This window comes from Paenibacillus sp. P4_E11 (assembly GCF_056401635.1).
This window is the reverse complement of the sequence record NZ_JBFUIX010000036.1, coordinates 1-25,035: the sequence shown is the minus strand read 5'-3', so window position 1 is coordinate 25,035 and position 25,035 is coordinate 1. Positions and strand designations below refer to the sequence as shown.

Genomic DNA, 25,035 nt, shown 5'->3' with positions numbered 1-25,035 from the left:
TTCACCAGGAAGGAGCACCGAAGTGAAATCAGGCAATCCCATTTATTGTTCAGCATTGATTGGTGCAGGCATCACGGCTCGTTCCTTGCACTTGCCAGCTCATCAAGCCGTAACAGGTTCATGGTTGAAATGGATCATGGATATCAACGAGGACAACGCAAGAGTCCTTGCCGAGCAATTCGGGATTGAGAAATGGACAACCAACCTCGAGGATGTGCTGAGCGACCCTGAGGTCGATTGGCTGGATATTGCAACACCTAACAGCACTCATGCAGTATTGACTATACAAGCATTACGCGCTGGCAAGCATGTCCTTGTGCAAAAGCCGATTGCGACCTCCATTCATGATGCTGAAATGATGCTGGCAACCGCATTAGAGGCGGGAAAAGAACTAGGCGTGTTCATGTGTTTTCGCGGAGATCCTGCTATACAGGCGATCAGGGAAGTCATGCGATCCGGTTCCTTGGGCGGTATTATTTCGATCCGAGGGAAGATGATATCTGGTTCTGGATTCAAATTGAAAAGCGGGTGGCGGCAGGCCGAAGGAAGCGGTGCGTTAGAACAACTCGGTATTCATATGATTGACTTGTTCACCTTCCTCACCGGGAAGACGCACTGGGTAATGGCAGAAGTGAATACGTTATACGCCCCTCTGAAGGGGGACGATGTCTCCTTCGTTCTAATGGGACTGAACGATGGGGTTACCGGCATTCTGGAAGCGACCTATTGTTCCTTCGTAACCGGCTCTACCCCTGCATTCTTAATCGAAGTCAACGGTACCCATGGGCATTTCCACTACCAATTGGAAACTGGAATGCTGACGGCGGAATTGAAAACGGACACCGAGATAGGGCCCTATTCCTATCGGGCCAGCGACGGAATCTGTACCTACACATTCGACCATACATTAGGCGGGGGAGCCGTTCATCGGGCCCATCAGCAGTTTATCGATCATTTGCGGGCCAAACAAACGGACTGTAATGGTGCTATTGAGGGGATTCAATTGCTCCAGATCATCCAATCGATACGGGAGTCATCGGCATCCGGTAGAAAGGTGCAAGTGACGGGAAGAATCGAACAGGTTTAATCCACAGTTCAATTATGTAAGCGCATCCATTTAAGCTGCATCTAAGGCCATTATTGAGGCTGTCGATTAACTGTGGACAAGAGGAGTGGAAAGTGAAAAAGAGGACCCCAGCGAGTTTTGGCTTGAACCTCCATACCGCAAAATCCCTTATACAATCAGGGAGGTTCAAACAAGATGTTTGAGCTCTCGGGGTCCTTTTTCACTTGGAACGGCCGTTTTTGCTTCTATCAACTGTTAATCGACAGCCTCTCATTCCGAAAGGAGCTATCCGCGTTATGATTCAGACGAAACGTTTGGTAAACGATTGGCAGGCTATCAGAAACAAATTAGATGTTTTCCCATGGGCGGAACATATCGCTCGACAATTAAAATCGGATACCGACCAGTGGATTGTCCATTACCAAGACGACCCTTCACGTATTGCTGGATGGGGGCATCATTACTTCTGCAACCTCTGCTCCTCGGCACTGGTGTTCGATCCTTCCAAACCGAATGAGCACTATTGCGGTGAATGCGGGGCCTTGCGCCAGGACGAAGATGTGAATGAAGCATGGTGTGCCACTTATCGCAGCACTGCTTGTACGCATGTATTTCGCGCGGCCGTCTTGTATAACCTGCACAGCGACCCGACTTATCTGGACTACATCCGCAAGGTGCTCAACTTTTACTGTGACCATTTTGAATCTTTTAAGGTTCGTACCCCTCCTGGATTCGAAGGCCAATTCAGCGGCATTAATCTATCGGACGCGGTGGCCGTCTGCTGGATGCTGAACGGGCTGGAATTGGTGCGAGAGCAGCTGACCGAAACGGAATTAGAACGCTATAAACATCGATTGTTCTTACCTATGGCCGACTTTCTTCACAAGAAGAGCGGCGGAACGCCTAACATCAGTATCTGGATGAAGTCCGCTCTCGGTATGATTGGCTTGTTCTTCCATGAACGCGAATGGTGCCAGCGCGCGGCCGATGGCGAGGAAGGGATCAAGCGCAAGCTGGCCGACGGACTGCTGCCGCAAGGCTTCTGGTATGAAAGCTCGTTCGTTTATCATTTTCTCTGTGCCGACGGGCTTACCTACTACGCCGCGTTTTGCGAGCTCTATGAGTATGAATTTCCCGAGTTAACACAGGCGGTACGGATGATGTACCGTTATCCGTCACAATACGCATTCCCGAACGGGCTATTCCCAAGTCCTAACGATGGCTGGCCCCTTACATCATTCCGCAATTACGCCCATCAGTACGAATGGATTCGCAATATTTATGACGAACCGCCTTTCCGTTATGCGCTGGCGCATGGGTACGACGAGTTCGAACCGAATGGAACTGACGAGAACACCGAGAACACCGCCAATATCGGAGGCATTCCGCGGCTGCTGTTCGGCACGAACTGGCGCTCGGAGTGGGAAGCTTACGAACGCGACCATGGAGAGTCGATAACTCCGCTCAGGCTATCGCTCTACGACGAAGATATCCATTATTGCATGCTGCAGAATGAACAGGCGAGTGTCTTCCTTAAATACGGTTTTGTCATTAAAGGCCATTCCCATGCCGATGTGATGAATTTCGAACTGTTCCTGCAAGACGAACTGATCTCACGCGACATCTCCAACAGCGGATACGGCTCAGATCTGTTCCGTGAATGGCAGCGCAAGTCGATTGCCCACAACACGGTAATCGTTGATCGGCACAACCAGCCCAATCGACCACCTGGCCAGATGTTGGCCTTCGATGCCACCAACAATAGCTGCAAGGTCGCAGCAGATAATGTTTATCCCAATCTGACGTTTACACGTTATCTGCACTTGTGTCCTGACCGACTAATTGACGAATTCACGGTAACCTCTACCGAGGGGAAATCTGAAGAACACACATTCGACTGGCTGTTTCATTGTTCCGGCGAACTGCAGTGCGATTTCCCGATGCAAAGTACACAACCGCCTGGCGAGGAGGACGGTTATCAACTTATGCTCGACGTGCAGAGCTGCACAACCGACGATGACTGGGAAGTAAGCTGGCTGCTGCCGAACAAGAAGTTGACCCTTGCAATGACCGGCAGCCCGGGAACGACCGTCTATCTCTTCAAGGGGTATGAACACCGAGCGGACTTGCAACGCTGGGGCGTAATGGTACGACGTACTGGAAGCACGGCAACGTTCCAAGCCGAGTATCGGTTTGCTGTCACTTGCGATTCCGCCGTCGATTCGCAATAGATCAAAACTACTGGAGAGGCAGTGAACCTATGCATCCCCTGAAGAAACTCGGGAAATATATCGATTTATACGCGCTCATGGCTCCCGGACTCATTTACTTTGTTGTATTCGCTTACGTGCCTATGCTTGGGCTGCTGATCGCATTTAAGGATTACAACATCTTTCAAGGTGTACTCGAAAGCCCCTGGAACAATTTCCAACATTTTATCAACATGGTCAACTTGCCTAATTTCTATAGAATCGTGCGCAATACGCTGGGATTAAATTTGCTCACTCTCCTGGTCGGGTTTCCTGCCCCTATTATTCTGGCTATTCTGTTGAACGAAATAGGCAACAAATATTTTAAGAGGATTACACAATCTCTGCTCTATTTGCCGCATTTCATATCCTGGATCATCATGGGCGGTATTATCTACAACATGCTTTCCTTGAAATACGGGATCGTCAACCGCATGCTGCAATGGTTCGGGTTCGAGCCGATTTACTTCATGTCCGACAGTGTTTGGTGGGTCGTCGTCTATGTCCTATCCAGCGTGTGGGCTAGTGCGGGTTGGGGGACGATCATTTACTTGGCGACGATCACGACGATCGACCCGTTCCTGTACGAAGCGGCTTCCATCGATGGAGCAGGGCGCTGGAAGAAGATCATTCATATTACGATCCCCTCCATGATTCCGACGATAATTGTGCTGCTTGTTCTCAATTTGGGGCATATGGTATCCATTGGCTTCGAGCAGCCGTTCGCGTTAATGAATCCTACCGTCATGGATGTAGCCGATGTAATGAGTACTTATATATATAAGCTGGGGATCGTACAAGGCACCTTCGACATGACGACGGCGATCGGCATGGTTCAATCGGTTGTGAATCTGGTCCTGATTGTCGGAGCGAATTATATGGTGAAGAAGATGGGGCAAGAAGGCCTATGGTAACCAAACAAGGGGTGAAGAGGATGAGAGGTTACAGACGACACAGTACGAATTGGGACTTGGCGTTTCATATCTTCAATTATTTGATTATTGGACTGCTCACCTTCGCTTGCATCTACCCATTCCTGAATACGCTCGCCAATGCGTTCAGCAGCAGTCACGCCATTCAATCTGGGAAAGTTGTGCTATGGCCAGTAGATTTTAATTGGGATGCGATGAAAGCGGTGTTCTGGGACGACAATGTTACGCTTGCCATGATGGTGACGATCTATATCACCGTCGTAGGGACAGTACTCAATCTCATCTTCACTATATTTACTGCCTATCCGCTCTCCCGCCGCGATTTGCCGGGAAGAAAATATGTAATGAATTTTCTAGTCTTTACGATGATGTTCAGCGGCGGTATGATTCCGAGCTACTTGCTGGTCAAATCGTTGGGTATGCTGGACAGCTTATGGGCGCTCATCATTCCGGGTTTGATCAGTGTGTTCAATCTGATTATTATGAAAACCTTTTTCCAGAACATGCCGGAGGAACTCCGAGAAGCGGCTGTCGTAGACGGTTGCAGCAACATTCGCTACATCTTCTCTGTCGTGCTGCCATTGTCAGGCGCGGTGATCGCTACAATTGGCTTGTTCTATGCTGTTGGGCATTGGAACACGTATATGTCTGCCGTGCTGTATATCGATGATCCTCGTCTGTACACGCTGCAAGTCCGACTACGCAACATCTTGTTGCTGTCCCAGATGGACACGTCCCTTGAAGTTATACAGGTGCAAGGGAAATTGAACGTCATTGAGGAATCGCTCAAGGCCGCTACGATCATATTTGCTACCCTTCCTATTCTGATTGTTTATCCATTTTTGCAAAAGTATTTTGTCAAGGGAGCTTTACTGGGTTCGGTAAAAGGCTGAAGAAGCTGTACGTCCTTACAGGAATAGGGAATTGGGATATGCCAGTCCCCTTCATATATCCTGATCAAAACATATTAAGGGAGGCAAAAAAATGGTAGGTATGGTCAAACAGAAAGTCTGGATTAGTCTGGTTCTCCTCTTCTCTCTAGCGTTAGTGTTGGCTTCTTGTACAAGTTCCAAAGGAAAAACTCCTGACAGCAGTGTAAAGCCGAGTGAGACTGCAGGAGCTAACAAAGAGGCAACAACTAAACCGCCGACCGAGATGACGAAGCTGCGCGTCATGTTGTACGATCGCGGCAATGCACCTCAAGGAATGAAGTTAAATGAAGCCCCGATGATCAAGTGGGCCCAAGAGGAAGTAAAGAAGCTAGGTATCGATCTGGAATATGCACTCGCACCACGAGCGGAAGCAGAAACGAAGCTGACCACCTGGCTCTCTTCCGGAGATTCGCCGGACATCATCTTTACTTACGATATCAATACCTTGTTCCGTTATGCCGGTCAAGGAGGTCTATGGGAGCTCGACGATTTGGTCAACAAGTATGGCAGTCAGATTAAGAAAAACAACAATGATGCGATGTACGCCGGTGTATACAAGAACAAACGGTATGCGGTTCCGGCCATCAATGCGAACACGAATAGAGGCCAACAGATCATTGTACGTCAGGACTGGCTGGATAAGCTGAATATGAAATCACCTACCAACTTGGATGAGTTCTACAAGGTGTTGAAAGCTTTCAAGGAGCAGGATCCTGGCAATGTCGGCAAGGCCAACGTAATCCCGTTCGCATTCCCTGCCGTGGACAAATCGTTTATGTATGTGTTGTCCGGTGCCTTCGGGATGAATCCGGGACTGCTCGGCAACGGTATCGCGATGTATGGAGGGGTCTGGGAGAAGGATCAATTCGTATCCAACATCGCATCGAAGGCCGGACACGATTTCCTGCTGTTCATGAATAAATTGTATAAGGAAGGTCTTATATCCAAGGAATTCGCTACGGACGTCAATCAGCAACAGATGAACCAGCAAATCGCTACCGGTGTCGCCGGTTTCGTGGAAAGCAACGACAGCGGTTGGGCTACCACGTTGAAGACGATGCCAGCGGTTCCCAATGCGCGATGGATGCCTGTTGCACTGTTCCCCAATCCAGACGGTGTGAAGAAATCAGGCGGTGCAGCCAAACACGGTATGTTCAGCATGGTGCCCAAATCGAGCAAAGAACCTCAGGCGATTGCGGCGATCAAATACTTGAACTGGATGGCCGACCCGAAGGTGATTGAGACGCTGCAATTCGGTATCGAAGGTGTTCACTGGAAAATGGTGGACGGCATCCGGGCACCGATAGACCCTGCCAAAAATGCGAAGGAAGTGTCCTGGTACTCCGGCGATATGTCCATCATTCAAGGGGGTCAACCACAGTTGACGTATGATCAATTGTTGGCAACGGCCAAAGCCGATAGTTCGATTACCGATCCTACCTATTATGCGAAGGTATTGGATACGTTCGCCAAAATCCATGCCGAGTCCGCTCCTAAAAAAGCATGGATCAACGCGATTGCCCGTCCATTCGCAGCGCAGAATCAGGCGGCCATTGCCACATATCTGAATGAAATGATAACTAAGCTCATCGTTACGGCCGGTGATCCGGAAGCTGTGTATACGGAAATGATCGCGGGTTGGAAGAAGCTCGGTGGTGATAAGTTCGACAAGGAAATGACAGATACTTACAAGGAAATCGGATTTACGAACTAAATGAACGTACTATGAGTATACGAATCTCCTCCCTAAGACTAAGGTCTTGGGGATGGGATTTTTTTATTGCTAACTACTATTCAAGAAGGCTATCGATAATGTGGCTTATGACAGCAATATGTTAATCTATTATTTAGACCGATAAATAGTGCACGACTAAACAAAGGAGGATGGCTGTTGCCCATTATAAAAATATCCCTGTTTATTGAAGCACCTCTCCGAGTGTGTTTTGATCTTTCACGCAGCATTGATATTCACATGGAATCGACCTCTCATACAAATGAGAGAGCGATAAAAGGTCGGACCAGTGGGTTGATCGAACTTGGAGAAACCGTGACCTGGGAGGCTACTCATTTCGGCATTCGCCAACATTTAACATCCATCATTACGGAGTTCGATTCGCCTAATAAATTCGTGGACGAGATGGTTAGCGGGGCTTTTAAACGGTTCAGACATGAGCATACATTTGAATTACGAGACGGTGGGACGTGGATGACGGATACATTCGATTATACCTCACCATTTGGACCTCTCGGTAAGTTAGCAGACGTGATGTTTTTACGATCGTATATGGAACGTTTACTCTTACGACGGAACGAATATATTAAAAGTATGGCCGAAAATACTGCTAACCTTGATCCAAACCAATAAGAAGGCTTGGGTTCATATGAAACACTTCGATCTTGTTTGTCGTAAAGTACATCATTGTCTTGCTTCGGTTGACAAGAACTTGATGTCATAAATGACAAGAACTTTATCCATTCCCCACTGACAAACAAAAAAACACCATCGTATTGCGGATAGAATTACTACAAAATGTGGGGTAATTTGTGTCGCTAGTCTACAATGTAGGGACATTTGTGCATTTTTTGTTGACACAAATGTCCCTACATTAATATAAAAAAAGCTCCTATCGGAGCAATTCGGTGAAGCGGGTTCGTCTTTAGCGGTAACTTTTTATGCCGAATCAGGATGCAACCTCTCGAAGTTTATACTTTCTGATTCTGTAAAAAAGCTTGATTTCTCAAGCTTTTCAAATCAAATTATATAGATACATTTGCGTCGTTGGACAGTAGTCGGTTGTTGTCGGATGACAAATATCTTGACTTGGGTTGTCAAATACATCATGGATTGCACGATTTCATTCGATTTATTCTTTTCTTGCTCCAAAGCGAACGATTCGAACACTCATAATCTGGAAACACTGCGCTCTGCTTAAACTGTTGAATTAACATGTCCTCAATACGTTTGTACTCTGTGATTAGCCGCTTAAATCTTGCTTTGCCTCATTCAAAGTGCGAAGCCTGCCCCCCGTACCGGCACCCGGCCTCTCCCGCAGCAAAGAGTGCGTATTCATGGATGCAGCTCACTGGATTCGCGTGTGGCGGAAGCTGTCACTCCACCGTCACATAGTCGAACTCGGCATCGGTGCCGTATGTCCGGAGCCCGATCTTGCCCGCGCTCATGCTGGAGTCGGTCACGTTGATTTTCTCGACGCCGTTCACGTAGCATTTGATCGAATTTCCGTTGAGGACGGCCTTCAGTGTGTACCACGTTGTCAACTGCTGCGGCAGCGGCACATTGGCGATCTGGCTCCATGTTTGCCCGTCCTTCTTCATCAACCGCAGCTGGCCGTCGGGTCGGCGCAAATTCAACCAATAGTAATGATTGTCGTCCGTCATGCGGAACACGAGACCCGCGCCGGTGGCAAACCCGTTCTCCGCCGTCATTTTTACCCTGGCTTGAACGGTGTAATCGGTCCACGCCGCGTTCCCGGCCGAGGATACCGCTTCTCCGCTCGCGCCGGACTGCGCGTACACAAGCGTGACGTCCGGCGCCAGCTTCCAGCTCGCGCCCGACGTCGTCCAGCCCGCCGTATCGCCATCCTCGAAATCGTCGTACAGCAAATATACGGGCGGTGTCGGACCGGGCGGCGTAGACGTCACCGGCTCGGGCGGAATTTCGTTCGTGACGGTCACGTCATCGAAGCGGGCCGACGTCTTGAACGAGCGGAAGCCGATTCCGCCGGCGGGCAAACTGCCGTCCATCACGTCGAATACTTTGGCGCCGTTCACATACGCTTTGATCGAATCGCATTCGACGACGACTTTTACCCGGTGCCACTCATTCAGCGGAAGCGGAAATGGAATGGTCGATCCGATTTGACTCCACGTACCCCCGACCTTCTTCATGAGCCTCAGCTCATTCGAAGGAACTTTCAAGTTCAACCAATAGTAATTGTTGTTGTCCGTGCGGCGGAAGGCGAGACCGGTTCCGCTGGCGTCCGTTCCGACGCCGGTCAGCTTGATTTTCGCCTCGGCAACATAATTATTCGCCGCGGAAGTGCCGTCGTGCCAGCTGATCGCCTCGCCGGCGACGGATGACTGGTCGTAGGCGTACGTACCACCTTCAGCGACGACCGACCATACGCCGCTGCCCGACTTCTGCCAATTGGATGCGTTCCCGTCCTCGAAGCCGTCGACGAACGGCGCCGGGATCAGATTGGGAAGAGGCGCCCCGAATTGCACTTTAAAATCGTCGACGTTCGTCGCCGTATTGTATACGCGCACCCCGGCCTTGCCCGAAGCCGGACCGGAATCCGTGACGTCGACGAGCTTCGCTCCGTTCACGTATGCTCTGATCGAGCCACCGAAGGCCTCGATCTTCACCGAGTACCAACTGTTCAAACTTTGAGGCAGCGCGGCCGCATATACTTGACTCCACACGTTGCCCGACTTTTTCATCAGCCGTAGCTTGTTATCCGGCCGCCTCAGATTGAGCCAGTAGTAGTTGTCGCCGTCCGCATACCGGAATACGATGCCGGAGCCCGTCGAACTAGGCCCTTCGTCCGTCATCTTGATCCGGGCTTCGATCACGCTGTCGGACGCGGAAGTCCCGTCCGCAATCGCGATATATTCGCCGATCGAGTCGGACTGGCGAAGCACTTTCGTCCCATCCTGCACGACCGACCACCCGGTGCCTGAGGCGGTCCACCCAAGGAAGTTGCCGTCCTCGAAGTCGTCGGCGAAAGGCGCTTGCAGCGTCGTGGCCATAGCTGCGACCGAAGCAGCCGACTCGTAGCTGGCGGCGTTCACGGCCGTCACCTTGTAATAGTAAGATGTCGACGGTGCGAGCCCCGTGTCCCAATAACGGCTATCCGCGCAGCAGGCGATTTTCGTCTCCCACGACGGCGCAAAGTCCGGCGTCGTACCGCGGTACACGTTGTACGTGTTCGCTCCCGCCATGTCCGTCCAATCGAGCTCGATCACCCCGCTGCCGCGCCCGGTCGCGGTCAAGCCCGCAGGCGCCTCGGAGGCCAGCTTCAACGTCCCCGGGACGCCGGAAGCGAGAGAATAAGTGACGCCGCCGACCGTCAGGCGCTCCACCGCCGTCCCGACTTGGATTGCGGCATTCAGCTCGGGGCGCGGATCGGTAATCGACACCCCGTCGATCGTCACGTTTGCGGCGTTTTCCAGCTTGATCGCCGCAATGTCGCCGTCCAGCGTCCGAACGCCCGCCGCCGTCGTGATCGTATTGGCGCCCGCAAACGTGACCGTATCGGCGCCGGCGATCAGGATGGCGTTCCGGATCGGATCGCGTATCGTATTGTTAAGGATCGTAATGCCGCGGATTCCCCGCGAATCCGATACTTGCTTGTCGGCTTTCTCGCCGAATATTTGAATGCCGCTCGCCGTCAACTTGCCGCCCTTGGCCGCGCTGTTGATATCATTCAAGTAATTGTTGCCGTTAAACGTATTGCCTTCGATCGTCAACTGCTCCGCCATCGGCCCTTCATACGCGAACGGTCCCGGCTCGTTTTGCACGGCGATTCCCGCCCCGCCGAGGTCGGTGAACGTGTTGTTCCGGATCACCCCGCCGCTGCCGGGCCGCACGAGAACTCCGTACCGCCGCGATTCCCGGAACGTCGAGCCGCTTACCTCGTAGTTTTGGAAATTTTTCGTCAGGTTGAAAATCGAGTCCGCCGTCGACATGTCGTCGCCGCCCGTCATACCCGGAATCGCCCGGTCCAGCGTCAGAATCGCCCTGCTCTTCAATTCGAAGCCGTTTACCGGCACCATCCCGACGATAACCGCCGTTCCCCGGATTCGCCCGGTTCGCGGATCGAACACTTGAATCGTGTCGCCGATCGCGTAAATGCCGCTGATTTTCGCGTAGATTTGCGTCGGGGATTTCGCTTCAATCAACTGGCTCGGATGCTGGTAAAAGTTGATCGCATCGTCCAGCATCCCTTCGAACGTCGAATTCCGCACGACCGGCCCGTTTACGGAAAACTGGATGTGGATGCCATCCGCCGGGGTCGTCATTACCTGATCCGGGGTACGGCGCAGAACGTTCAGGTTGTCGACCGTCACGTAGCCTTCCAAATTTTGCCCCGTAATCGTCGTCCCCGCCCCTTTATAAACGGTCACGCCTTCGATGGAGATGTTGCTGTCGTTGCGCAAGTCGAACACGTTGAAGCCGGTCCCGCGGTAGCTGAACGCGAATTTGTCGTTTTGCTCGATGTAGCCCGACGCACACACTTTGGAAGTCATGTAAGACGGGAGCTGCAGCCTGTAGGCGTTCGTGCCCAACTTCTCCCACGACTGCACCGTGACGAGGTTCGGCGCAGCCTCCTTTTGCAAATCGAAATTGCTCGGATCGCGCACCACTCCCCATCTGGAAGGCATGAGCGCCGTACGCGGATCGTCCAAAATATACCCGTACCCGGCGTCGGGCGCGAAGTCGACCGTAGCCGCCGGGCCGTTGCAAGCGGTGATGACCCCTTGCGTAAAAGGCGGCTTCTCGTAATCGACCGTGAAGCCTTTGATCGCAATGCCGGACGAATCCTGAAATTTGAACGCCCCGTAGAAAGGGTCGGCGAACATCAGCTCCGTATTGTTACCGCGCAGCGTCAGACCGCCCGTAGCCCCTTTGTAATGAAAATAAAAGTTCGAGATTAGCGGGTTTTGCGGTTCGAAGCGTACACTGTCGATTTCCACCGTACCGGAAGCGGCCCCGGCGGCTGGTTCGATGCGGATTTGCCGGACGATGCCGTTGTAATACAGGCTGTCGAGCGGTATGACGTATTCCTTCACGTCCGCGTCGCCGGCCGAAATCGCGAACGTCTTCGACTTTTTGTCGTCCCACACCGGGTCCGTATCGGTAATATAACTGATTTTGCCCTGGACGGTGGAAGTGTTGTTTTTTATCCGCAGCTTGAGCGTACCGTACCGCTCGGCGTGAAGGCTCAAATATTCCGGAGACAACACGGCGGAGTCGCCTGCGGCAACTGTCAGTTGGTAGCGGCCGCCCGCAACGAGACCGGATCCGCCAAGAGCCGTCCAACCTTCGGCGTCTCCGTCGGTATCGAACTTCCATTCCGCCGCGGTCGCAACGTCGGCCCAGATCGAATCGATTTCGATCGTCCCCGAGCCGGCTCCGTTTTCCGGGTCCAGCCTCAGCTTCTTGATCATGTTGCCCGCCCATTTCGGGTGGTAGCTCAAATCGACGGTATATTCGGTAAACCCGGCGTCGTTCGGCTTGATCGGGAACGTCTCACTTTTGGCGACCGACCACGCCGCGTCGTCCTGGGTTGTCCACCAAATCGTCGCCGACGTGGCGGCGGTGTTGTTTTTCATATGGATCCGGACGTTAAAGAAGCGGTTCCCGTCGATGGCGAGCGCGCCGGGCGAGATCATGTACGGGTCCGTTCCGCTCGGAGCGAGCGTCAACACTCCACCCGACACGGTGCCGGACAATTGATTCGCCAGCGTCCATCCGTCCAGGCTGCCATCCGTATCGAACCGCCACTCGCGCGGCGGCGGACCGACCAAATACCGGCCCGTCGCGAAGACGACCTCCGCTCCCCCCGGCGTTCGCACCGCTTCGTCGATCGCCGTCCGTATCGCTTCCCCGTCATCCGTGCCGTCATTCGGAACGGCGCCGTAGTTCGCCACATGAATCACAGTGACCGCCGCTTTCGCGACAGGCGCGAACAAGCCTGCGTCCAAGACGCCGAACGACAGGCAAACGATCGCAAGCCATGCCGCGGCTTTTGCCAACTTTTTCATCCCATTCCCTCCCTAAGTTTCAGCCTCCTCGCATTATTTGCGACGTATTCGCATGACCGCATACTTTTGTCCCGCCGGCGGCTCGAAACGCCACAACCGGCCGTCGTCCGTTGCCGGTGTGCAGCCGTCGGTCTCCAGTTGCCCATAGGCGCTCCAAACCGCGAAAGGACCGCTCTCTCTCAAGCGGACGATCAATTCTTGCGCGGAGGCCGAAATCGTTTCGACCGCCGCCGCAGACAAGTACTTGTCGGTGCGGCCGATGGTCGACCAGCCGTCGCGAATCGGCGTCAGCATGTAAAACCGGTTCCCGTATCCCGGAAGCTTATAATTGTGCGGACCGTCCAAGAGGGATGCGCTCTGTTCCAGCCAATCATAAATGACCAGCCCTTCGGCCGGGACCGTCCACACCGTCGGCTCTGTCTGCAGCATGCAGCCGGCTTCGGTATAATGCTCAGGACGAATCGATCCCTCTAACGGCACCTCCGGCTCCGACAAATTGTAGGCGACGACGGCGGCCGTCCCTCCCTGCAGTGGAGCGATTACGACATAAGGCTTCTCCCCTTCCAGCGGATTGTCAAACAAACATTCGCGCAACGGAACCGCCGGCGCTTGAGGACGGAGCAGTTCTCCGTCCGAGTAGCACAACGGGAGAACGTTGCCCGCATCGAATGCCGCCGGGTTGTCGGACAAGTAGACCGGTCCGCCGGACATCGCCTTCGATACGGCCATGATCTGGCCGCTTCCCGCGTCGCCGGAATGGAACATGTCGTGATCCCCCCAAACGGTTTGCCCGAACCAAGGCATGTTGCCGTACGAGTTATGCAGGTGCCGCCTCGCCCGGGCCAGGTCGCCGACAGCGTAATCCTCGCTGCAGCGGGTCACTGCGCTGAGTCTCGTATTGAAGACGGCGACTGCATTGTGCGCCATGCAATTGATCAAGCCGTCCACATGGCGGGCACAAGCGGTCTCCAAAGCCTGTGCATTGTGCGCCGCCCGCTCCGAGCCGTTGTCGGTGCCGGTATTGAGCTTCACGTTCTGCGCCTGATTGTCGACTTTGACGAAATCGAAGCCCGCTTCCCGCACCGTGCCGATCATCTCGTCATAGAAGGCAAGCGAATCGAGAAACGAATTTTTCGGCTGAAGCCGGTCTCCCGGCACCTGCTCCAGATGGGATCCAAGGTCACCGAGTTCGTGGTCCGGGCTAATCGCGCCCCAATAGCCGTTGAAGTTCAGCCACAGTCCCATCCACTTGATTCGCTCTTCCGCCCGGCGATTCAGCAGCGCCGACCAGCCGTTCGGGAATTTATTCGCGTCCGGGCGGAAGCTGAGGAGGCGGCGCATCGCATCGGCGTGCAGGTGGCCGTCGTCCACCAGGACATACCGGACCGGCAGCCCGGATTCCTCGATCCGATCCACCGCTTGAAGCAGCATCTGTTCGTTGATGTCGAACTTGTACTCCTCCCAGCTGCACCAGCCCAAATAGCGGAATATCTCGGGATATTGCTTTTCTTCCCGCATTCGGACCGATCCGCCCAGCCGTTTGTCGAAGATCGCCGTCTCCCAGACGCTCCGGCAGGCTGCATACGGATCGGAGGCCTCGGCCCAAGCGCAGAGCGGGATGCTGTCCGCCTCCACCCGTCCGGTGCCGAGCGTGCCGATCTCCAGCATCAGCCTGCCATCCTCCTCGGCAAACCACGCAAGCGTCTTCGGGCTCGTAACGGCGAGCAGCGCCACATAGCCGCCGCTTTGCAGCTTGAGCAGGAGGAAGTGCCCGCCGATCACAAGGTCGCGAAAATCCCGGATCGCCAAGGGCTGGATGCGATTACAGCCATCAGGCCATGCCTGGGTATGTCCAGGGATCGGGTCATACTTCTGGAACGGGGCGAAATAAGAGGCTGCTTCGAAGGACGGCAGCTCCACCACGTACCGCATAATCACGCCGCGGTCGTTCGGGAGATACGATCCGCCCTGCTCCGCCATCATTCCGCTCTTCTGCTCCAAACCGACAAAAGATAGTGTTTTCAGCTGCACATCGGCAATTGGATTTCCCATTATTCATTCTCCTCTTTCTTTTCTATTAAAATTGCGTCCGCTAAAACAGCGTCCGCTCCCACCGCAGTCAGCACCGCGACGGGAGCGGACGCCCCTTTCCGAAATGGACAACTTACTTGGCTGCCTTGGCCGCATCCATCTTCTTAATAAAGTCATTCATTTGCTTGACGTAATCCTCGCCGCCCGCTTTATACCATCCGGTCAGCAAATCGTCGAATTTGCTGACCGGCTGATCGCCGAGAATGATCTTCATCACGGTCTGATCCCACACCTTTTGGTAATCCATCATCTCCGGCTTCTTGGCCGCATCCGGCACAAAGCCCAGGTCTTTGCCGCGCACGACGGTGTCTACCGACTTTTTAAGCCATGGCATAATGAGATCCTTCACGTTCTTATCCATACCGACCGTGATGAAGAAGTCGATATCGTTCGCGCGACGCATCGTGTTTTTGCGAACGAAGGCGGTCGGCGTGTTCGGAAGGGCGACCTTTTGCCCATTATCAACCTTATAGTCGGACCCTTCGAAGCCGTCGCTCACAGTCGGCCACGTGTCGTCGGATAAATAAGCGTCCAGGAATTCTACCGCCTTCTGAGGATTCTTCGACCCCTTCATAACCGCCCAGAAGCCCCACAGGCCGGTTGCGTAGCCTCCGCCTTTCACCTGTCCCTTATCGTCCTTCACGAAGACGTAAGTCAGTTCGACATTCGGATTCAGCTTGCGCATTTCATCGGTATGCCAGTTGTAGTGGCCGGCGAAGCCCGGAAAAACGCCCGTAATGCCTTTCCAGAAGCGTTCCCTCGCCTTGGTGCCGTCGTTCGTAGCCGCATCGGGATCCAGCAGACCTTCCTTATACAGCATGTTCGTGTAAGAGAGCGATTTCTTATAAGCATCGGAGGTCGTATCGTAAATCGGATCCATATACTCGTATTTGCCGCCGCTCGTTTTCGTCCAGCCGGTCTGTCCGAATGTGCCGGACAATACCGGATCAAGCACCTTCTTCGCATTGGCATTAACGGCGAACCCGTACGTATCGTTCTTGCCATTTTTGTCCGGGTCATTCTTCGTAAATTTACGCAAAATGTCGGTGAACTGGTCAATCGTGACCTCCGAGTTGTCGGGGATGGTGATACCGACATTTTTGAGCCAGTCCTTGCGCACCCAATAAGCATCGTTACGAGTAACGGACGTACGCGGAATGCCGTAAATTTTGTTGTCCTGATTGACTTTGAGTGCATCCCAACTGGTATCGTAGCTGTACTTTTCCAAATTTTTCGTGTTCTTGATATAATCGTTGACCGGCAAAATCACGCCGTCCTTCATTGCATTCAAGAAGCTCGGATCGTTCGTGGCCGGGAAAAAGACGAGATCGGGATAGTCGCCGGACGCCAGCATCAGCTGCAACCTTTCCTTATATCCGGTAAGCGGCGGGATTTCAAAAGTAATCTTCGTCCCCGTTTTCTGCTCCAGCAGAGCGACCATCTTTTTGTCCGTCTCCGATAAATCTCCCGCGTCGTAATTCCCCATTATTTTGATCGGTACCGGCTGGCTCGATTTAGTCGAAGCCGAGGTCGCTGCCGGTGACGATCCACCCGCGTCCGTTGTCGTGTTACCGGAGCTTCCTTTCCCGCATGCCGCGGTGGTCAGCACCAGCGTTGCCGCTATTGCCGCCAAAAGCCCCCTCTTTTTCGTAACCATGTGAATCTCCTCCAGGATTTTCAATTTAGTATATAGTGAAAGGGACATCCCTTTAACTATCGAGCATTCCATCGCCATGCGTCAATCTGCAATCGGTACGCTAACCCTTAACAGAACCAAGTGTAATGCCCTTCACAAAATATTTCTGGATAAACGGATACACGAAAAGAATCGGAAGCATGACGATCGTCAAAGTGGCGTATTTTAGCGTCTCCGACGTAATTTGTTCAGCTCCGAGCTCAGCTGCATTGCCGCCGGAAGAGATCATTTTGGCGTTGGCCCCCTCGATAATCTCCCGCAGGAACAGCATAAGCGGCCACTTGTCGACGGACCGGATATAGATGATCCCGTTGAAAAAGTTGTTCCAATACCCGACCGCCGAAAACAAACCGAGCGTTGCGATAATCGGCATCGAGAGCGGAACGATGATGCGCAGCAGAATGTACGGATCGGATGCCCCGTCGATCCTGGCCGCTTCCTCCAATTCCTCCGGCAGCCCTTCGAAATAGTTTTTCATCAGGATCAGGCTGAAGCCCGAGAACAGGGACGGCAGGATGAGCGCCGCGAGCGAATCGAGAAGTCCAAGCGACCTCATTAAATAGTAGTTGGGAATGAGGCCTCCACTGAACAGCATCGTGAATACGACGATCGTCATGAGCGTCTTCCGGCCCTTCAACACTTTTTTGGATAACGGGTAAGCGGTAAGCACGTACATCACGAGGCCCGCTGTTACCCCGATGATCGTGACCAAGATGGTATTGCGATAGCTGACCCATAGAATACGGTGCCGCATAATCTCTTTGTAAGCACCGAGGTCGAAATCATGCGGCCAGATCATCAGCGGATTGGCCACATAAGCCGTATACGAGCTGAAGGAGACCGCGAGCACGTTGATAAACGGATAGAGCATAATGATACAGATCAATGTGATCAACGTATAGTTGGTGATGTCAAAGGCGTCCAATCGGAATCGTCGTTTCATAGGAGCTACCTGCCTTACCAGATTTGTTTGCCGAACAGCCTGGCCAGACGGTTCGCCGCCAGGATTAACACAAAGCCGACAACCGCTTTGAAGAGACCGACCGCCGACGCAAACGATAAACGCCCGTCGATCAGGCCGATGCGGTAAGTATACGTTTCGAAGACGTCGCCAACCTCGTAGGTCATCGGATTGTAGAGCAGAAAGACCTGCTCGAAGCCGTTATCCAGGATATGGCCGACCTGCAGGATCAGCAGGACGACGACGGTAGACAAAATACCTGGCAGCGTAATATGGCGGATTTGTTGAAACCGTCCGGCTCCGTCGATCTTCGCCGACTCATACAACGTAGGATCAATACTCGTCATAGCGGCAAGATAGATGATCGTCCCCCAGCCAACCCCCTTCCACACCTCCGCGGAGACCAGGATCGTCCGAAAATATTCGGGCTTCAGCAGGAACGGAATCGGCTCGTGTCCCATCGACTTGATGATCTGATTAACAATCCCGTTCGAGGGAGACAAAAAATTGATGACCAGCCCCGCAAGGACGACCCAAGAAATAAAGTGCGGCAGGTACAGAATCGTCTGCGTGACCCGTTTGAACACCATATGCCTCACTTCATTCAGCATGATGGCAAGCAGGATCGGAGCCGGAAACTCGAAGATGATTTGATAGAAGCTGAGCACGAGCGAGTTCCGGAGAATGTGGTAAAAGTCAGGCGCATGCAATAGGTAGATGAAGTTTTCAAGTCCGATCCACTTGCTGCCCGTTATGCCGCGAACGAGACTGAAATCCTGAAAGGCGATCACAATCCCGAACATCGGGATATACTTGAATATGAACAAATAAAGAAAGCCCGGAATAAGAAACACATACAGCCATTTGTGATAAGCCATATGTTTGCGCAAAGCCCTTTTCCGATCTGCGGCTGTGACGGCCGCCCGCTTCGGCGACTCGTGTACCGACAACTCCATGTCGATCCATCCTTTCCTCTCTAGCTGCAACTGTATAATCATTGTAGCTAACTAAGCCTTAGTTCAAAATGCAATATCTCTCGAAATGTTTGGCTATTCCGTCATTTTCGCAAACACCAAAAGCGCCCCATTCTCTCCTTGGAGAACGGGGCGCTCTTCTATAGTAGTCCTTGGCTCTTGAGCTGCTGCTCAGCCGCCTGGAGGTAGACATCGTAATGATATTCGAGATCCAGCGTCTTGAGGAAGTCGTCGTAGCTGCTCAGCGGCCGCTTGCCGTAGAGGAATTTGTACAGCTCTCCGGTGATGTAGCGTTCCGTATCGGCCGGGACGTACTCCGGAGGCGGCTCAATGAAGGAATCGAGCACTTCGATGCGCGGCTGCTTCATGGCAAACCTGAAATAAGGCTCCTGCTTCGCGAACTTCGTTTGCAGGTAAACCAGCTCATCCCGTCCGGTCAACTGGTACATGTACGAATATTTGGCCTGCGCCATCTGAGCGGTTGGAACGATTCGGCCGTTGCTCATCGTGTAATGCTTGCCTTCGATCCCATACATCACAAGCCGGCTGCCTTCGGGCGATGAGACATAATTGATCAGCTGAATCAGCTTATACAGCTTGTAGGGACTTTTCCCCAGCGTCTTCGGCATGACGAGAATATTCGAGTCCCCCGGATCGTAAAAGCTCGCGTATGCGCCCCCCGGCCCCTGAGGTGTAGGAAGCTGTGTCCAGCGCGCGTTCGGATTGAGCTGCTGCCACTCCCGTACCTTATTATCGTTGATCATGTTGGGCCAATTGTAGTAAAACAACCCAAGCTGCCCTTGGAAGGCTTTCACTTCATGTTGCACCTTCGTATTGGACAGAAAATCCGGGTCCACGACGCCCGCATCCACCAAAGCTTTTATATATTCAAGTGCCGGCTTCATCCCAGGGTCGTACAGGGAGTTCATCAATCGTCCGTCTTTGCGGTAAAAATGTCCCGGATAAGTCGTGCCGAATGCGCCGAAGATCGGACCCAGCGCCTGATTAGGCGCGCCGCTGAACCCGTAGGTATCGTTCTTCCCGTTCCCGTCGGGATCCCGAAAGGTAATCGCTTCGGCGACCGCGGCCAGCTCGTCCAGGTTTGTTGGCGGCTTCAGTCCCAGCTTATCCAGCCAATCGCCCCGCACCCAGTACGTGTACTGAGATGCGGTATTATTAAGAGCAATGCCATACTGCTTGCCTTCAACCGAGGTCAAATGTTCCTTAGCCCCTCCGACAAAATCGAATGTAGGCTTAAACAGATCGATATACGGCGACAAGTCGAGCAATTGATCCTGCTTCGCCATCCGGTTTAGTGTACGCCGGTCGACATAAAAAATGTCGGGCGGGTTGCCTACTGCCATCCGCATGTTGAGCTGCGTTTTACATTCGTCCCCCAAGCAGGCTACGATGCGCAGATCAATATTGAGTTTGGCATCCAGCGCCTTCTTGATGTCGTCGTTCATCGGGTCCGGCAGCTCGCTTCCGGCTATGAACACCTCGAGGAGCGGCGTTTGCCTGACCGGGTCCGCGCTTCGTTCCGATTCCTTGGGAGCCCGCAGCGTGCAGGCGGCCAGGAGTAGAGTTGCCGCCACACAGACGGAAACTCCGATCAACCGACGTTTGCTTGTGATTGCTTGGTGCATTTGGGTACGTCTCCTTTGTAGAATCGGCCGAAATTCCCTCATCTCTCATTATAACGCAGAAAGGGAAGCGAACCATCGGGAACTCCTTTCTATTTTTCAAGATTTTCTTCGTTATTTCGCTTTTTCATGCTTCGTTTGTCCGTTGCGGATCATTTGCCTTTATAATATAACTGATCACATGAATCCGGAAGGACGACCATCGGCATGAACTTTTTCCGTATCCGGCACAGCGCCAGCTCGCTTCGCTTCAAGTTGTCCACCAAAATGTTTTTGGTCGCGTTCGGATTAGTGGAAGCGATTATTTTGCTGTTCGGTTATTCTTATTACCGTTACTCGGCCAATACGCTTGAAAACGCACAAATGGAATACGCCAAGCAAATGGTGCAAAAATCCGATCAGTATTTACAGCTCAACCTTGCCAATATTCGCAACTTTTTTATATCGGTCGCAAACGATAACCGGTTGCAGACGGGCTCGGAGTCGGAAATCCGCAAATGGTTTAATAATAACTTGATCTATTTCATGCCGAGCGCGAGCAACATTCATGTCATGATCGACGATCGTACGGTCATCGGGACGAACGTGAGCGGCTGGAAGCTGACGGAGAGCGACTATTTAATGCAGAAGCTGACGACGGTGATCAATCGGGGAGAGCTGATCTGGATCGGTCCTTACTTCTCTCCGGTGTCCGGCTATACGGTTTCCGTCGTCATGAGCGTCGATGCGGTACGCGGCTCCAGAAGGTTGCTTATTGTCGATTTGGATTTACAAGGTCTCTACAGCGCCCTTATTCCGGACAGCGCTTCTGAAATACAGGGCTCCCTGCTGCTGCTCGATGAATCGAACCGTCCGGTTTATGGAAAAGCTCCGTATGCCGACTATTCGGTCTTTACCAAAAGCTTCAGCCTGACGAGCCTGCCTGACGATCTGTTTAAAACCAACTGGCAGCAAAACGAGCTCTACGATACGGACCATCGGGAGCTGTTCCTCACCAGAAGCCGGACGAATTTCGTAGGCTGGCAGGTTGTCTGGATTCTGGATCGAAATCTGCTGCTCTCCCCTTTAAACAGGCTACTGGACTATACCTGGATCCTGGTCGTGCTCTCGCTCGTTCTGTCATTAGGAATTGCGAGCCTCATCTCTGTGATGATCAGCCGACCGATTCGCCGAATCGCATCCACGATGAACGAAGTCAGCCGTGGAAAGCTCGACGTTTCCATTCATATGCCGAGAACCGATGAACTCGGATTGCTTGCGGGGCATTTCAATAAGATGGTCGGACGAATAAGAGGTCTGATCTCGGATTTGCAGCATACGGAGGAGCAACGAAAGAAGGCGGACTTCATTGCGCTTCAAGCGCAAATAAAGCCGCATTTTATATTTAACACCTTAAATACGATCAGCATGGTCAGCCGGCAGGGCGAGCTCGATAAAGCCGACAAGCTCATTTCCGCTTTGACCGACCAGCTCCAATACAGCCTGGATGTGTCCCCATCGCCTGCTCCGCTGCGTGAGGAGCTTCGCTCCATGGAGAGCTATGTGGAGCTGATGGCAGCCCGGTACACCGATTCCTTCCGGTTCGAATCGGATATCGATCCCACCGTACTGGAGAGGATGCTTCCCAAATTTACGCTGCAGCCCCTTGTGGAGAATGCGATTTTCCACGGACTTGTACCTCTTGGCCGCCAAGGGACGCTTTTTATCGGGGCGACGGATCTGGAGGATCGTTGGGAGCTGATGGTTGAGGATGACGGCGTCGGCATGTCTTCGGAGAAGCTGCAGGAGTTGATGGACCGGATGGAAGGCAATCAGCGTGGAGGCCGCATCGGCATCGTTAACGTTCATCGCCGGCTGCGTCTCATGTTCGGTGATCGTTATCAATGTCTTATCGACAGCAGTCCCGGATCCGGCACACGTATCATCCTAACGTTCCCCGCCGTGCATGATACCGACCATTTCCCTTTGCAGGAGGATGAGACCGATGAAGAAAATTTTGCTCGTAGATGACGAGCCAGCCGCCCGCCAACATATCCGGGATAGCTTCCCATGGAATACATACGACTGTGAGATCGTCGGGGAGGCTGGCCACGGCGAAGAAGCGCTGGTGCAGTGCGCGCTCCTGCAGCCGGATATCGCCTTGATCGATATCACCATGCCGGTTATGGACGGGCTGGAGCTGCTGCATCGGCTTGACGCCGAATTCCCTCATATCCGCAGCATCATGCTTACCGCTCACCGGGATTTTGCTTATGCGCAACAAGCGATGTTAAGCGGGGCCTGCGGTTACGTCCTGAAAGCTCCGATCAGCATGGTCGAGATGAAGAAGGCGCTCGACCGTGCCTGCATCGACTTGGACCGTGACCACCACTACAAGCGACACGAGAAATCGCACGAGCGACTGCTGCGAAATTACCAATATCCGCTTCGGCGTAAATTTTTCAGCGATATCTTGAACGGCCTTCTGACCGAGGAGAGGGAAATGATTCTCGAGGGAGCCCGGCTCGACATCCACCTGGTCGGCATAGAGCACGGTCTGCTTCTGTGCGCGGCCGATAAGTTGCAGGAATATGCACAGCGTTACCCCGAACGCGATCACTCGCTCATCGAGTACAGTATGCTCGAGATCGTGCGCGAAACGCTGATCGATTCTGAGCGCTATCCGTTCGAGCTGTTTCCGCTCGAATTCGGCCGATTCGCTCTGCTGCTCGGCTGCGACGGGACCGAGAGCGAACCTTATGCCTCGAGGTTGAATCGGGTATGCCGCGGCATTGCCGCTCCGCTGGGCAAATATTTGCAGATGAACCTGACCGCCGCATACAGCCGCCCGGTTCGATCGTTATCCCAGCTGCGGCGTACGTTTACGCAGACGGAGAAATCCATGGTGCTGCGATTTTATCAAGACCACCCTGCCCCGATCGATGCGGGTGGACCCCTCTTGTTTCAACCCGTCCCGGTTGATCGCTGGGCGGAATGTGTCGGCCGGCTGGCCGGGAAGCTAAAGGCTCAGGAGCAAGAGCTTCAGGCCGGGATCGACGAGTGGATTCGAGATGCTCGAACGCTGCTCTTGCGTTTCCAGCCGGACCCGAGCCAGGTGAGCGTTCTCCTGAGTGAGATAAGGCCCCATCTGGATGAACGGTTGCCGAATGTAGAGGGAGATGGTGCGAGTTGGCCGGATGTCCGCTCATTTGTCAGCTTAAATGAGATTTTGGCTGCTCTGCATGGCTTTATGCAGGAGCGAGCCCGGTTGCAAACGACAATCCGGGAGCTTCGTCCGGAAATCTCAAACGCCGTACTGTTTATTCGGCAGAACCTTCAAACGGAACTAACGCTGGAGTCGATCGCAAGCAAAGTGCAGCTCAGCCCGTCTTACTTCGGCCACCTTTTCAAGAAAGAAATGGGCGTCTCCCTGATCGAATACATTGTTGAACAGCGAATCGAGCTTGCCAAAACATGGTTGAAGGACGGCCGCTACCGCAACTACGAGCTCGCTGAGAAAACCGGCTTTCAAAACTATTCGTACTTCTGCACCACTTTCAAGAAGGTAACGGGAATGACCCCAAACGAATACAAGAATGCTCACAAAAGGAAAACGGTTATTTAACCAAAAAATACTCTATTGGATTAAATGTGAACAGTACCTTCCGCCCTTATGATTTCATTCAGCATAGCTTCTAATTCGGATAGGCGGCAATCGGTCAAATTTTCCCGCAGGACCCATATTGCTTCTAATCCAGTAATTCGAAACATTCGTTGCTGACGCTAAATCAGACCGTCAGGGGGCGGTGAGCGCGCTTCGGCACCGCCTAAAGACTTTTAATGACTAAAGCCCGCGTAACCCTCGGCGCTCCCGTCGGCGTCGTCCCCCCTTTTTTTTCCAAATTTCCTGTATTCCAAAGAAAGGACAGAAGGTACATTCTGTCCTTTCTTTGGGCGGAAGAAAATAGCTTACTGCTTCCAATTGCATGCTTTCTGAAACATATAGGTTTCTTTTATTGGCCGGTCACATAGGATATGTTGTTCCTGTGTAAGGCGATGCCGTAGGAGCCGGGTACCCCGGTAATAATAAACAGTTCTAATCATATTCTTATAAAAGAAAAGAATAAAAAGGAGGGTAAAGTTATTGACAAAAGTTAAAGTTAGGTTACGGCCCATTGTAAGTAAGATAAACTTACCCACTGTTTTGAAAACAACTATACTTCCGGGTGACTCAATTGAAAGATTATTTATTGCAACCCAGGTAGGAGAGATCTTTTACATAGGGAACGGGGTTATAAGGACTTTTTTAGATATTCGCCCACGAATCATAAAACTAGGTGTCTCTAGTGGTGGATATGATGAACGGGGATTACTAGGGCTAGCATTTCATCCCGAATTTTACTATAATGGTCTGTTTTATCTCCATTATTCAGTCACTGGAACCCAAGGTCCAGGTGCTCTTCCAGGTGCTTTTGAATCTTTTAAGCCTAACCCTTGTGATTCTAGAACCTTAAACCTAAAGTGGATAAATAGAGAAATTCAATATGATCATATTGATACAGTTGAAGAATGGATTCTACAATCGAATGGTCAACCTCAAAAACGGCGGACATTACTTAGTATAAGAAGACCATTTTTAAATCATAATGGTGTCAATAGCTTAAACTTTTCACCTGAAACAGGAAAACTTGTTTTAACAACCGGAGATGGCGGATCAGGCTATGATC

The 25,035-nt window shown here is 52.5% G+C and carries 15 protein-coding genes and 1 pseudogene; 9 read left to right on the top strand and 7 right to left on the bottom strand.

Annotated features, from left to right (window positions below; all coding sequences use genetic code 11):
* Window positions 1–22 precede the first annotated feature (22 nt).
* The 6 genes from AC1DWB_RS15515 to AC1DWB_RS15490 all read left to right on the top strand — a co-directional run bounded on the left by AC1DWB_RS15515 (window position 23) and on the right by AC1DWB_RS15490 (window position 7,544).
* Window positions 23–1,087 (top strand): Gfo/Idh/MocA family protein, encoded by a 1,065-nt coding sequence (locus AC1DWB_RS15515; RefSeq protein WP_477541982.1) that lies wholly within the window; start codon window positions 23–25, stop codon window positions 1,085–1,087.
* Window positions 1,088–1,362: 275 nt separating this feature from the next.
* Window positions 1,363–3,297: a heparinase II/III domain-containing protein gene (locus tag AC1DWB_RS15510; protein WP_477541981.1), complete on the top strand. Its 1,935-nt coding sequence runs from the start codon at window positions 1,363–1,365 to the stop codon at window positions 3,295–3,297.
* 29 nt (window positions 3,298–3,326) lie between these two features.
* Window positions 3,327–4,229 carry an ABC transporter permease gene (locus tag AC1DWB_RS15505; RefSeq protein WP_477541980.1) on the top strand — a complete coding sequence of 301 codons (903 nt, stop codon included), beginning with the start codon at window positions 3,327–3,329 and terminating at the stop codon, window positions 4,227–4,229.
* Window positions 4,230–4,249: 20 nt separating this feature from the next.
* The gene (locus tag AC1DWB_RS15500) at window positions 4,250–5,140 is read left to right on the top strand and encodes a carbohydrate ABC transporter permease (RefSeq protein WP_477541979.1); all 891 of its coding nucleotides are present in this window, start codon (window positions 4,250–4,252) and stop codon (window positions 5,138–5,140) included.
* A gap of 91 nt (window positions 5,141–5,231) precedes the next feature.
* A complete protein-coding gene (locus tag AC1DWB_RS15495; protein ID WP_477541978.1) occupies window positions 5,232–6,893 on the top strand; it encodes a type 2 periplasmic-binding domain-containing protein in 1,662 nt (553 codons plus the stop codon).
* A 177-nt stretch (window positions 6,894–7,070) separates the two neighbouring features.
* Window positions 7,071–7,544, top strand: a complete 474-nt coding sequence (locus AC1DWB_RS15490; RefSeq protein ID WP_477541977.1) for an SRPBCC family protein — start codon at window positions 7,071–7,073, stop codon at window positions 7,542–7,544.
* Window positions 7,545–8,287: 743 nt separating this feature from the next.
* On the opposite strand, the gene AC1DWB_RS15485 is transcribed toward AC1DWB_RS15490, so the two are convergent.
* The 7 genes and pseudogenes from AC1DWB_RS15485 to AC1DWB_RS15455 all read right to left on the bottom strand — a co-directional run bounded on the left by AC1DWB_RS15485 (window position 8,288) and on the right by AC1DWB_RS15455 (window position 20,332).
* Window positions 8,288–12,964 (bottom strand): 3-keto-alpha-glucoside-1,2-lyase-like domain-containing protein, encoded by a 4,677-nt coding sequence (locus AC1DWB_RS15485; RefSeq protein ID WP_477541976.1) that lies wholly within the window; start codon window positions 12,962–12,964, stop codon window positions 8,288–8,290.
* 33 nt (window positions 12,965–12,997) lie between these two features.
* Window positions 12,998–14,209, bottom strand: a complete 1,212-nt coding sequence (locus tag AC1DWB_RS15480) for a Sip1-related alpha-galactosidase (protein WP_477542008.1) — start codon at window positions 14,207–14,209, stop codon at window positions 12,998–13,000.
* A 168-nt stretch (window positions 14,210–14,377) separates the two neighbouring features.
* Window positions 14,378–14,482, bottom strand: a pseudogene (locus AC1DWB_RS15475) (hypothetical protein); the annotation flags it as partial.
* A gap of 646 nt (window positions 14,483–15,128) precedes the next feature.
* A complete protein-coding gene (locus AC1DWB_RS15470; RefSeq protein ID WP_477541975.1) occupies window positions 15,129–16,712 on the bottom strand; it encodes an extracellular solute-binding protein in 1,584 nt (527 codons plus the stop codon).
* 100 nt (window positions 16,713–16,812) lie between these two features.
* Window positions 16,813–17,694 carry a carbohydrate ABC transporter permease gene (locus AC1DWB_RS15465; RefSeq protein ID WP_477541974.1) on the bottom strand — a complete coding sequence of 294 codons (882 nt, stop codon included), beginning with the start codon at window positions 17,692–17,694 and terminating at the stop codon, window positions 16,813–16,815.
* A gap of 14 nt (window positions 17,695–17,708) precedes the next feature.
* On the bottom strand, window positions 17,709–18,668 hold the full coding sequence (locus AC1DWB_RS15460) for an ABC transporter permease (protein WP_477541973.1): 960 nt from the start codon (window positions 18,666–18,668) through the stop codon (window positions 17,709–17,711).
* Window positions 18,669–18,826: 158 nt separating this feature from the next.
* Window positions 18,827–20,332 (bottom strand): extracellular solute-binding protein, encoded by a 1,506-nt coding sequence (locus AC1DWB_RS15455; RefSeq protein WP_477541972.1) that lies wholly within the window; start codon window positions 20,330–20,332, stop codon window positions 18,827–18,829.
* 204 nt (window positions 20,333–20,536) lie between these two features.
* Here AC1DWB_RS15455 and AC1DWB_RS15450 point away from each other — a divergent pair, with 204 nt between their 5' ends.
* From AC1DWB_RS15450 to AC1DWB_RS15440, 3 genes are all read left to right on the top strand, one after another.
* On the top strand, window positions 20,537–22,339 hold the full coding sequence (locus tag AC1DWB_RS15450; protein ID WP_477541971.1) for a sensor histidine kinase: 1,803 nt from the start codon (window positions 20,537–20,539) through the stop codon (window positions 22,337–22,339).
* Window positions 22,314–23,933, top strand: coding sequence for a response regulator transcription factor (locus AC1DWB_RS15445; RefSeq protein WP_477541970.1), 1,620 nt, complete (start codon window positions 22,314–22,316; stop codon window positions 23,931–23,933). Before AC1DWB_RS15450 ends, AC1DWB_RS15445 begins: the two co-directional genes overlap by 26 nt.
* A gap of 519 nt (window positions 23,934–24,452) precedes the next feature.
* A partial coding sequence (locus AC1DWB_RS15440) for a PQQ-dependent sugar dehydrogenase family protein (protein ID WP_477541969.1) occupies window positions 24,453–25,035 on the top strand: 583 nt, incomplete at its 3' end.

Excerpts from the sequence above, each read along its gene's own strand:
- AC1DWB_RS15505 (WP_477541980.1), top strand. The coding sequence starts at position 3,327 with ATGCATCCCCTGAAGAAACTCGGGAAATATATCGATTTATACGCGCTC.
- AC1DWB_RS15460 (WP_477541973.1), bottom strand. The coding sequence starts at position 18,668 with ATGGAGTTGTCGGTACACGAGTCGCCGAAGCGGGCGGCCGTCACAGCC.
- AC1DWB_RS15450 (WP_477541971.1), top strand. The coding sequence starts at position 20,537 with ATGAACTTTTTCCGTATCCGGCACAGCGCCAGCTCGCTTCGCTTCAAG.
- AC1DWB_RS15510 (WP_477541981.1), top strand. The coding sequence starts at position 1,363 with ATGATTCAGACGAAACGTTTGGTAAACGATTGGCAGGCTATCAGAAAC.
- AC1DWB_RS15480 (WP_477542008.1), bottom strand. The coding sequence starts at position 14,209 with ATGGGACTGTGGCTGAACTTCAACGGCTATTGGGGCGCGATTAGCCCG.
- AC1DWB_RS15485 (WP_477541976.1), bottom strand. The coding sequence starts at position 12,964 with ATGAAAAAGTTGGCAAAAGCCGCGGCATGGCTTGCGATCGTTTGCCTG.
- AC1DWB_RS15465 (WP_477541974.1), bottom strand. The coding sequence starts at position 17,694 with ATGAAACGACGATTCCGATTGGACGCCTTTGACATCACCAACTATACG.
- AC1DWB_RS15495 (WP_477541978.1), top strand. The coding sequence starts at position 5,232 with ATGGTAGGTATGGTCAAACAGAAAGTCTGGATTAGTCTGGTTCTCCTC.
- AC1DWB_RS15455 (WP_477541972.1), bottom strand. The coding sequence starts at position 20,332 with ATGCACCAAGCAATCACAAGCAAACGTCGGTTGATCGGAGTTTCCGTC.
- AC1DWB_RS15500 (WP_477541979.1), top strand. The coding sequence starts at position 4,250 with ATGAGAGGTTACAGACGACACAGTACGAATTGGGACTTGGCGTTTCAT.
- AC1DWB_RS15445 (WP_477541970.1), top strand. The coding sequence starts at position 22,314 with ATGAAGAAAATTTTGCTCGTAGATGACGAGCCAGCCGCCCGCCAACAT.
- AC1DWB_RS15470 (WP_477541975.1), bottom strand. The coding sequence starts at position 16,712 with ATGGTTACGAAAAAGAGGGGGCTTTTGGCGGCAATAGCGGCAACGCTG.